The organism is Frankia sp. CcMO1 (assembly GCF_977945845.1).
In genome coordinates this window covers 4,369-14,666 of sequence record NZ_CDWTMG010000121.1, presented here as the reverse complement: position 1 = coordinate 14,666, position 10,298 = coordinate 4,369, and the positions used below count along the sequence as shown (strand labels likewise).

Annotated in this window: 4 protein-coding genes, 2 tRNA genes and 1 pseudogene; 2 read left to right on the top strand and 5 right to left on the bottom strand. The window is 69.9% G+C overall.

Going from position 1 to position 10,298, the window contains the following annotated elements:
• Nucleotides 1–170: 170 nt before the first annotated feature.
• The 5 genes and pseudogenes from AC08OU_RS15020 to AC08OU_RS15000 form a co-directional block, all read right to left on the bottom strand.
• Nucleotides 171–1,709, bottom strand: a complete 1,539-nt coding sequence (locus AC08OU_RS15020) for a hypothetical protein (RefSeq protein ID WP_476600610.1) — start codon at nt 1,707–1,709, stop codon at nt 171–173.
• Between the two features lie 209 nt (nt 1,710–1,918).
• Nucleotides 1,919–2,901, bottom strand: a pseudogene (locus AC08OU_RS15015) (intradiol ring-cleavage dioxygenase).
• Between the two features lie 186 nt (nt 2,902–3,087).
• The gene (locus tag AC08OU_RS15010) at nt 3,088–3,465 is read right to left on the bottom strand and encodes a DUF7715 family protein (protein WP_476600612.1); all 378 of its coding nucleotides are present in this window, start codon (nt 3,463–3,465) and stop codon (nt 3,088–3,090) included.
• Nucleotides 3,466–3,911: 446 nt separating this feature from the next.
• Nucleotides 3,912–7,742, bottom strand: a complete 3,831-nt coding sequence (gene metH, locus AC08OU_RS15005; RefSeq protein WP_476600608.1) for a methionine synthase — start codon at nt 7,740–7,742, stop codon at nt 3,912–3,914.
• 215 nt (nt 7,743–7,957) lie between these two features.
• On the bottom strand, nt 7,958–9,124 hold the full coding sequence (locus tag AC08OU_RS15000) for a PfkB family carbohydrate kinase (RefSeq protein WP_476600606.1): 1,167 nt from the start codon (nt 9,122–9,124) through the stop codon (nt 7,958–7,960).
• Nucleotides 9,125–9,500: 376 nt separating this feature from the next.
• Between AC08OU_RS15000 and AC08OU_RS14995 the strand changes: the two genes are divergently transcribed.
• Both AC08OU_RS14995 and AC08OU_RS14990 read left to right on the top strand, forming a co-directional pair.
• A tRNA-Asp gene (locus tag AC08OU_RS14995) sits at nt 9,501–9,575 on the top strand.
• Between the two features lie 52 nt (nt 9,576–9,627).
• Nucleotides 9,628–9,704: transfer RNA gene (locus AC08OU_RS14990), tRNA-Phe, on the top strand.
• The last annotated feature ends 594 nt before the right edge of the window (nt 9,705–10,298 follow it).

Here is a 10,298-nt window from a genome sequence, read left to right as displayed (position 1 = left end):
CTCATCTGGCAGCGCGCCGCCCTACTCTCCGGCGGACCCCCCTGGGAAGAGCGATAACCAGCAGGGTTGTGCGGAATGATCGGCTGAATAGCATTCGCGGTCCAGCGCAAAGGGGCCGGGTCTACCAGAGCTCGGTTTACCAGAATTCGGTTTTTACTAGAATTCGGTGTTTACCAGAGTTCGGTGAGTGCGGCGAACAGCTGAAGCCGGTGCTGTAGCCAGCCGAGGGTGCGGAAGTTGCCGCCGAGGCTGGCGGGCGGGTTGCTGAGCAGGGTGTCCCGACGTAGGAGATCAGCAAAGTCGATGGTGGCGCCTACGGCTCCGGGCACGTTCGCGCGGGCCAGGATCGCGAGCATTTCGCTGGCCATGATGCCGTAGCCGATGCTGGTGGGGTGGACGCCGTCGAGCGCGATAAGACCTCCCTGGGTGCGGCCCCGGGCGTCGGAGAGGAAGAACCGGGTGTCGGGCCGGGGGTGCAGCTCGCGGAGCGCCTGGGGTAACGGATAGGGGCCGTACCGGTTCCACCAACTCGGCCGGGTGGTCGGGTCGTCGAGATAGCGGCGGTAGGCGAGCCGGTCCAGCAGGGCGCACAGGTCGAAGACCCGCCAGTCGTCACCGGCCTGCCGGTGCGCCCTGACGTGCTCGATGATGACTTGGTTGTACATGTCGATGGCGCTGTCGATCTGCCGGCACTGCGTCCCGGTCAGGCAGGGGTCGGCAGTGTCGAACTGGTCGTCGCTGATCCAGGCGTAGGTGTAGCGGGCGAAGTATCGCGAGCCTTCCGGCTTGTCGCCGACCCCGCGGGCGAGCGGTGCGACGGTGACGTGGGGGACGGTGACCAGCACGACATGCTGGGCTCCCACCTTTTCGATTTCGGTGACGAGCTGGTCGTACTCCTGCTGGAAGTGGGCGGGGCGCCATACCGTGTAGGCGTTCTTCCCGTTCAGGTCGGCGAAGTCGTCTCCGCTCCAGGCCAGCCGTAGCCCCAGAACGCTGGACAGCGCGTTGTTAGCCCCGAGGGCGACCACGAGCGTGCCGACGCCCTCGGCACCGAGTTGCTGCGCCGCCGTCAGCTGGGTGGTACCCGGGTCGCTGGGGCCGGCCAGGGTGCGCAGGGCAGCGATCGGCCCGTCGTTCTGGACCAGGAGCCTGCGCGGATTCCAGGACCGGCGGGCGGGGTGCTCGGCCAGCTGTTCCTGGCACCAGCCGACGTTCTTCGAGAGTGCGTCGCGGACATCCCAGCCGTAGATCGCGAGATTGTGGTTGAATTCCGCCTGCTCGACGGGGAGCCGGCCCGGGCCGAAGTCCCAGTAGCGTTGCACCCCCCGCGCCTGGGTGTACAGCGTGACTATCAGGCGTAGCGCGTGCGCCGGTAGCGGCCGGCCCTTGGTAATGGTGTCCGCGTGGCGCAGCAACTCCTCCATGTTGAGGGGGAGGCCGGCGCAGCCATCCGGCCCGGGATAGATCGGATAGCGAAACGGCGTCACCCCCATCGCCTCGGCCAGTAGAGCCGGCCACGACCGGTCGGTGTTGCGGACCGCCAGATTCTGGAAGCCATGGGTGAGCGAATCACCGATCGTCACGAGCGGATGGGCGACATCCACGTCGGACTCGACGGTGAACTCAATGCCGAGGTCGTCCCGAACAGGCTCCGGAGCCTCCGCGCTGATCACCAGCTCGTCCGGCGCTGGCACCTCCGGCACGGACATCGCGGCTCTCCTTCCCCCAACCCACGATTTCCCCGACCCACGATGCGTGAGTCGCCCCGAGGTCGAGAGCGCCATTGTGCACCCACGCACCTGTCCAGTCCCCCGAGCCCCCGGGGACCTGCTCGACCACCGGGATCGTCGCGTTCGACTCCGTGAACCGGAGGGGGTTGGCCGTGACGACGGGGTGTCCTCCCGAGGCGTCGTGTGGGTCAGCTCGGCGCACCCGGTGGCCGCCCGCCGGGCGCGCCGGACGGTGGCTGGCCGCCGGGGCACCGGCGGGCTGGCCGCTGGACGGGGTGGTCGTGGTGTCGACGCCGACGGCGAGGGAGACCGTGTAGCCGCTGGTGACGTTGCCGGCCACGGTGGCGAGCTGGCGGGCGCCGTCGTCGTCCCCGAAGACGTTGTCGCTGTCGAGACTGACCTGCGACAGGTTCGCGATCGACGCCTCGTAGCCCTGCTGCGCGTAGACCTGGTCGCAGACGTTCTTCGGCAGGGCGACCTGGGACGTGGCGATCGCTTTGGTGGCGTCGGTGATGCTGGCCTGGTCGGGGTAGACCTCGAAGTGGATGTGTGGCCAGCGTCCGCTGTAGCAGGCCGGGAAGATGCTGGTGAAGCGCACCTTCCCGGCCTTGTCGGCGATCTGGACGCCGCGCAGGTAGTTCTGGTCGGTGATGCCGTTGGTGTACATCGAGTAGCGGCCTTCGCGGTCACAGTGCCACACGTAGACGGCCACTCCCGAGAAGGGGACGCCGCCGGCGAGGTCGGTGATGGTCAGCTCCAGCGTCATGGGGACGCCTTCGGCGGTGCCGGTGGCTCCCCCGAAGCTGGACCGGATGTCGCTGCGGACCACGCCGCTCTGCTCGAGCACGTCCGGCCCGTTGGAACCGTCGCCCGGGTAGGGGCTAGCCGTCTCCTGGGGGATCTCCCCGGACGCCCCGCTGGTCGAGGCGGATGATGACGTGCTGGGCGACGCGGTGGAGCCGGACGATCCCGAGGCTTCGGCCCCGCCTGTCCCGCAGGCTGTCAGGCCCGCCGTCGCGACACCGAGGCCGAGAAAGGTCAGCATCCGTCGCCGGCTCAGCAGCGTGCCGAGGTCGAAGCCCAGTCCCTGGTCGACGGCCTCCTCCTCGGGCCGGGGCAGGGGACGCCCCTCGTACGTCGGCCTCCGGCCGTCCCGCTGGTAGTCCGCCATGCGCTCTCCTTGAGATCGACTGATCCTGTGCCTTCACCATGGCGGGACAGTCTTTGCCCGCACTGTGCGCCCGCTGTGCCGCGGCTGTGCGTACCAGGTCCCCATCACGGCGGCGGGAAGACCGGCCAGCACGGGCCGGCCAGCACGGGCCGGGCCGTATGACGGTACCGGTGGGGCTGAGGCTGGCTACGGGATGGTCCATTCGCGCACGGTGACGATGTCCAGCCTGCGTTCCACGACGGCGCCTGCCGGCCAGCCGTCGACGAGCCGGGTCAGCTCGTCGGCCAGCGATTCGGAGCCGACGGCGTGCCACCTCTGCGCGGCGAGGCCCGCCCGTAGGGCCTCGGCGTAGGAGCTCCGGCTCATCTCGGCGATGTCGCGAACCATCGCCGTCGTCGTCGCGAGGTGCGAGGACAGTCCCGTGAACGACCGCCTACAGCCACATCCGCCGTCGGGGTCCGCCCGGTCGATCGCGTAGACCAGGCCGATCCACACCAGTTCCCCCTCGGCACAGTGGTTGAAGTCATTGTCGCGTTGGCCCTGGGTGGCCGCGGTCGCGGTCAGATCTTCATGTCGGCTCCTCGGGGCAGGGAGGTATCAGCAGGAACGGGCACGAGACCGGTCACTGCTGTTCGTCGCGGCGACCCGCGCCCGCGACGACCTGGCGATCTTCTGGCATGGCCGGCCAAGCCCGTTCCTGGCCGCCGCTTGGACGCGGCGTCGCGCCGTTGGGTCGAGCTTGCGCAACTGACGAAGCGCATGCGGGGCGATGCCGACCGGGTACCTCAGGCCAGCCCGAGGTCGGCCTTGACGGCCGCGACCCGCCGGCCACGGCGGGCGAGGCAGGCCGGCGTGTGGTCGGCGCGAACCTGGTCGATGATCGCCGTGAGCCGCTCTCAGGCCTCCGGCACGCTCAGTTTAGGCGACACGGTCATGCACTCAACGTACACGCAGGGTATCTTCCTGTATGTGGACATCCCTGCCGGTCTGACCGATCTGGCCCGGGTAGGTCAGCCGGCCGAGGTGTCCGGATCGTAGGCGAGGTTGGGGCGCAGCCATCGCTCGACGTCGGAGATCTTCAGGCCCCGCCGTCGGGCGTAGTCTTCGACCTGGTCCCGGCCGATGCGCCCGACGGTGAAGTACCGCGACGACGGATGGGCGAAGATGAGCCCGCTGACGGCGGCCGCGGGGGTCATCGCGAAGGACTCGGTCAGGCCCATCCCCACCCGCCCGGCGTCCAGCAGGTCGAACAGCGCCTGCTTCTCGCTGTGGTCGGGGCTCGCCGGGTAGCCGAAGGCGGGACGAATGCCGCGGAATCGCTCGGCGTGCAGATCCTCCAGCGACGGCTCGGCGTCCGGCTCGAACCAGGCGCGTCGCGCCTCAAGGTGGACATACTCGGCGAACGCCTCGGCGAGCCGGTCGGCCAGGGCCTTCACCATGATCGCCCGGTAGTCGTCCTGCCGAGCCTCGAAGCCGGCCGCGAGCGTGTCGGCGCCGTGGACGGCCACGGCGAACCCGCCGATGTGGTCCCCGGCCGGGGCCAGGTAGTCGGCGAGGCTGCGGTTCGGCCGCCCCGCGGGCTTGGCCGTCTGCTGGCGCAGCATCGGCAGGCGCAGCCGCCCCGTGGCACCCTGACCCGACGTGCCACCCGGACCCGGCGAGCCGGCGCTGTTCACCGCGCCGACGTCGATCAGATCGATCAGGATGTCGTCGTCCTCCGCGACGGCGGGCCAGAAGCCGTAGGCCCCGCGGGCCTGAAGGCTACCGTCCGCAATGATCTGATCGAGCAGGACGTTCGCCTCGTCGTACAGCTCGCGGGCCACCGGCTGGTCCAGGATCGCCGGGAACTTGCCCTTCAGCTCCCAGGCAAGGAAGAAGAACTGCCAGTCGATCATCGCGCGCAGCGCGCTGAGGTCCGGGGTGACGACGCGGACGCCGGTGAAGGCGGGGACGGGCAGGTCGTCGAACGTGACCTGCTCGCGGTTCGCCCGGGCCTGCGCGAGGGGGAGCAGCGGGCGCTGCTGGCGGTTCTCGTGCTGCTCACGCAGGAGCTTCTGCTCCGCCCGGTTACGCACGGCGAGCTCCCCGGCCCGGTCGGCGTCGAGCAGGTCCGAGACCACGCCGACGACGCGGGAGGCGTCCAGCACATGGACGGTGGTGGCGTCGTAGGCGGGGGCGATGCGGACGGCGGTGTGCTGGCGCGAGGTGGTGGCGCCGCCGATCAGCAGGGGCAGCTTCAGCCCGCGGCGCTGCATCTCGGTGGCGACCGTGACCATCTCGTCCAGGGACGGAGTGATCAGGCCGGACAGGCCGATCGCGTCGGCGCCCTCCGCCACCGCCGTGTCGAGGATGACCGTGGCGGGGACCATGACCCCCAGGTCGATGACCTCGTAGTTGTTGCAGCCGAGGACCACACCCACGATGTTCTTGCCGATGTCATGCACGTCGCCCTTGACGGTCGCGAGCACCACCGTGCCGTTGCCACGGTTGCCACGGCCGGTGCCGGCGGTGTCGGTGCCGGCCAGCAGCGCCTGCTGCTTCTCGGCCTCCATGAACGGTTCCAGGTAGGCGACCGAGCGCTTCATCACCCGGGCGCTCTTGACCACCTGCGGCAGGAACATCTTCCCGGATCCGAAGAGATCACCGACGATCTTCATGCCGTCCATGAGCGGTCCCTCGATCACGTCGAGGGGGCGGGCCGCCCGCGCCCGGGCCTCCTCCGTGTCGGGCTCGATGAAGTCGACGATGCCGTGCACGAGCGCGTGCGCCAGGCGCTCCTCGACCGGCGCCTCGCGCCAGGACAGGTCCACCGTGCGCTTCGTGCCGCTCCCGCTCACGGTCTCGGCGAACGCGACGAGCCGGTCGGTGGCGTCGTCGCGCCGGTCGAAGAGCACGTCCTCGACGAGTTCGAGCAGGTCGGCGGGGATGTCCTGGTAGACGGCGAGCTGGCCGGCGTTGACGATGCCCATGTCGAGCCCGGCGCGCACGGCGTGGAGGAGGAACGCCGAGTGCATCGCCTCGCGGACGATGTCGTTGCCGCGGAAGGAGAACGACAGGTTCGAGATGCCGCCGCTGGTCCGCGCTCCCGGGCAGCGATGCTTGATCAGTGGCAACGCGTCGAGGAACGCCTTCGCGTAGCCGTTGTGCTCGGCGATGCCGGTGGCGACGGCGAGCACGTTCGGGTCGAACACGATGTCCTCGGCCGGGAAGCCGACCCGCTGGGTGAGCAGGTCGTAGGCGCGGGCGCAGATCGCCACCTTGCGTTCGGCGGTGTCGGCCTGGCCCCGCTCGTCGAAGGCCATCACGACCACGCCGGCGCCGTAGTCGCGGATGCGCCGGGTCTGCTCCAGGAAGGGCTCCTCACCCTCCTTGAGGCTGATCGAGTTGACGACGCCCTTGCCCTGCACGCAGCGCAGCCCGGCCTCCAGCACGCTCCACCGCGAGCTGTCGACCATGATGGGCAGGCGGGCCGCCTCCGGCTCGGTGGCGAGCAGGTTCAGGAACGTGGTCATCGCCCGCTCGCTGTCGAGCAGGTCGGCGTCCATGTTGACGTCGAGCAGGTTGGCCCCGCCGCGCACCTGCTCCAGGGCGACGTCCACGGCGGCCTGGTAGTCGTCGGCCTCGATCAGCCGCCGGAACCGCGCCGAACCGGTGACGTTGGTGCGCTCCCCGATCATGACGAAGCCGGTATCTTCGCCGATCTCGAACGGCTCCAGCCCGCTGAAGCGGGTGCGCGCCGGCGGGGCCGGAACCGGGCGCGGCGCCGCGCCGGCGATGGCGGCGGCGATCCGCGCGATGTGCGCCGGCGTCGTCCCGCAGCAGCCGCCGACGATGTTGACCAGGCCCGCGGCGGCGAATTCGCCGATCAGCCGGCCGGCCTCGTCCGGGGTCTGGTCGTAGCCGCCGAAGGCGTTCGGCAGGCCGGCGTTGGGATGGGAGGCCGTGAACGTGTCGGCGAGCCGGGCGAGCTCGGCGACATGCGGGCGCATCTCCTCGGCGCCGAGCGAGCAGTTCACCCCGACGACCAGCGGATGCGCGTGGGCGATGGAGCTCCAGAACGCCTCGACGGTCTGCCCCGACAGCGTCCGCCCGGACAGGTCGACGATCGTTACCGAGATCCACAGCGGCAGCCGCGGGGCGACCTCGCGGGCGGCGGCGATCGCGGCCTTCGCGTTGAGCGTGTCGAAGATCGTCTCGATGAGCAGCAGGTCGACCCCGCCGTCCGCCAACGCCTGGATCTGCTCGGCGTAGGCGGCCCGGACCTCGTCGAAGGTCACCGCCCGGTACGCCGGATCCTCCACCCGCGGAGACAGCGAGAGCGTGACGTTCAATGGGCCGATCGAACCGGCGACGAACCGGCGCCCCCCGGTCTGCCGGGCGGCCTCGTCCGCGGCCTGGCGGGCCAGCCGCGCGCCCCGCAGGTTCATCTCCCGCACCAGCGACTGCAGCCCGTAGTCCGCCTGGCCGATGCTCGTCGCGGTGAACGTGTTCGTCGTGGTGATGTCCGCGCCGGCCGCGAGATACTGCCGGTGCACGTCGAGGATCACGTCCGGACGGGTCAGGTTCAGCAGGTCCGGGTCGCCGGCGACGTCCTTCGGGTGGTCGCGGAACCGCTCCGTGCGGTAGTCGGCCGGGGTGAGCCCGGCGTTCTGCAGCATCGTGCCCCAGGCCCCGTCGAGCACGACGACCCGCTGGGCCAGCAGCTCCCGGAGCTCCCGCTCGCCGGCCCCGACCGTGCTGGCCTCGACCGCGCTGGCCTCGACCGCGTTTGCCCCGGCCGTGCTGGCCTCGATCGCGCCGTCATGGACGGCCACCTCGTCGACCGACCTGGACCCTGCCATCAGACCACCTCCCGGTTATGGGAGGCGCCCTTACTGAACGGTGCGGGCCGAGCGTGGCGGACCTGGGCCCGTTGCAGCGCCTCTCGACCTGTGAGTGACGATACCGTGCCATCGTGATCACTTCACGTCGGCTCGAGCGTTTCCTCGCCGTTGCTGCTGTCGCTTGAGAGTCGCACGCCACCCGGGCGGGACACCGGTCCGCGCCGCGCGTGAGCTCATCCGGACTTGGCGGAGGTGCCGGCATACAGCGCACGGATCTGGGCGTCGGTCGGATGGTGGCCCGTGCCCGGGAAACCGACCGTCCAACCGGCGACAAGCACCGCGCGGTCGATGGCACGGTCGGGATCGCCGGTGGCCAGCCAGTAGTGCAGGAACCCGGCGAACAGCGCATCACCCCCGCCGGTCGTGTCCACCACGCCCAGCGGTGCGACCGCCGCGACAGCGCGCACCGGCCGGTCCGCCACCGCCAGCAGGCAACCCCGCGCGCCCAGACCCACGACCACGATCCGTGCCGGTCCCCGGGCAAGCAACTGCCGGGCAAAGGCATCGGGGGGTACGGTGAGGTTCTCCGCCGAGCAGAACACGATCGACGCCCGGGTGAGCCAGTCCTGTGCATAGGCGTCGTCCTGCCCGACCAGGGACGCCAGTCGCACGTCGCTGCCCAGCGCGGCGAGCCCGCGGGCGACGTTGCAGCCGACCCCGGCGACTTCCAGGCGCAGCGACCGGTTCAGATAGCGCACCGGGGGGTAGGCGAGGGGGAAACCATCGACCGGGATCGTCTGCTGGACGTTGACGACACCGGCAACCGCCACGGACAAGCCCATAGGCCCGCAGTGTCGCACCGCCGGGCTGAGTGTCGTGAGCATCGTGGGGCCATACCTGCGCGATCTGTGCATCGAGGAACAGCGGGATCGCTGGCTGCCCGGGGTGGCTGCCGGCAAGGAGGTGTCCATCCGGGCGAGGGCGTCGGTGAGCGCGTCCGCGCGGCTGCGTTCCAGGTCCCCGTTGCGTTCCAGGTCCCCGTAGACCCGCGCCTTGATGGCGGCCAGGGACATCGGTGAGCAGGACCGCGCGATGTCGGTGGCGTAGCGCACCGCGTGGTCCAGTACGTCGCCATCCGTGATCATCTGGTTGACCAGCCCGAGCTCGGCCGCCTCGGCGGCACTGACGGCGTGGCCGGACAGCAGGAAGTCCGAGACCCGGGCGGTGCCCATGATCCGGGGAAGATGCCAGGACAGACCGTATTCGACGACCAGGCTGAGGCGGGAGAAGCCGGAGTTGACGGAGGCGGAGGCCGCGATGAACCGGACCTCCGGGTCGGCGTCCGCGGCACGCAGGGCCTGCGCGTAGGCGGTGGCCATCGGCAGGGTGAACGCGTTCATGACCTCGAGCCGGTTCAGGGTGACGACGGCGACCCCGTCCTCGACCCGGGTCAGAACGGGATCGGCAACGGCGGTCTGGATCGACTCCGTGCTGCTGCGCGCCTTTCGCTCGATTCCCTCGAGGTCGGCGGCGTGCCTGGCGTTCCTGGGCGCGCCCGGCGTGCCGCCGCGCCCGCCGCGCGGACTCCGCAGATCTCATGCCGATGTCGCGTCTTCGTAGCGAATCGTGAGCGATCGTGTGCGTGGACTGTTGGGCAAGGATCCTGGGCTCCCGGCCCTTCGAGTGGTCCCGGTGTCGTGTAGCATGACCTCCAGATCCGGACAGGGACCGTGACTGGCACCTGGAGGGCGACAACTGAAGATCGATCTAGGGCATGGTCCCGTGGTGAAGCCTGGAGTTCACGCCGCCCTGTCAAGGCGGAGGTCGCGGGTTCGAATCCCGTCGGGACCGCGTTCGTAGGGCTAACAGTGCGCTGTGGCTCATGCGAGAGTCGCACTACCCGGGGCAGGTAGCTCAGTCGGTACGAGCGTCCGCCTGAAAAGCGGAAGGTCGGCGGTTCGACCCCGCCCCTGCCCACCACTTCTGACCTGCGGTTTTACCTCTCGGAAGAGATCGTTTACCGCTTTTGTAGATCGTTATGTAGCAACGGGTGTAGCAACGCCGACTGCGGTTGGCCAGCGGACGGTCGCCCGCGCACCCCCGCTGACCTGCATCGACACTTCCGGCAGACCGTCCGCTTCGGGACAGCACGGTCAAGCCGGCTCTCGCTCGCCGCAGTGCCCCGTCAATCGCGTCCGACGTTAAACAAATGCCCTGGTCAGGCGTCCGCTCCGAGACGCAGGTCCGGCACCTCTCCACCTGAACGGGCCGCTGAAGCCGCAGGACCTGCGACGCCCGCACTCGCGGTCGAGCGCGCCGCATCACTTCCCAGACAGCCGCGGGCCTTTGCTACACCGGTAGCTACAAATGAGCCGCAGAACGTGGCGGAGCCCGCTGGCGTAGCCGTCTGACCGGCCTCGACTCGGGAAGCGGAGCGGCGGGACCGTCCGGTTCAGCGGCGGACGGTCCAGGACGCACCGTCGCTGACCTGCACAGATGCTGTTGGCTGACCGTCCGCTCTCAGGATGTCGGTCAGGATAGCTATTGGCAGGACAGATCCTGCGGAGTCGAAAT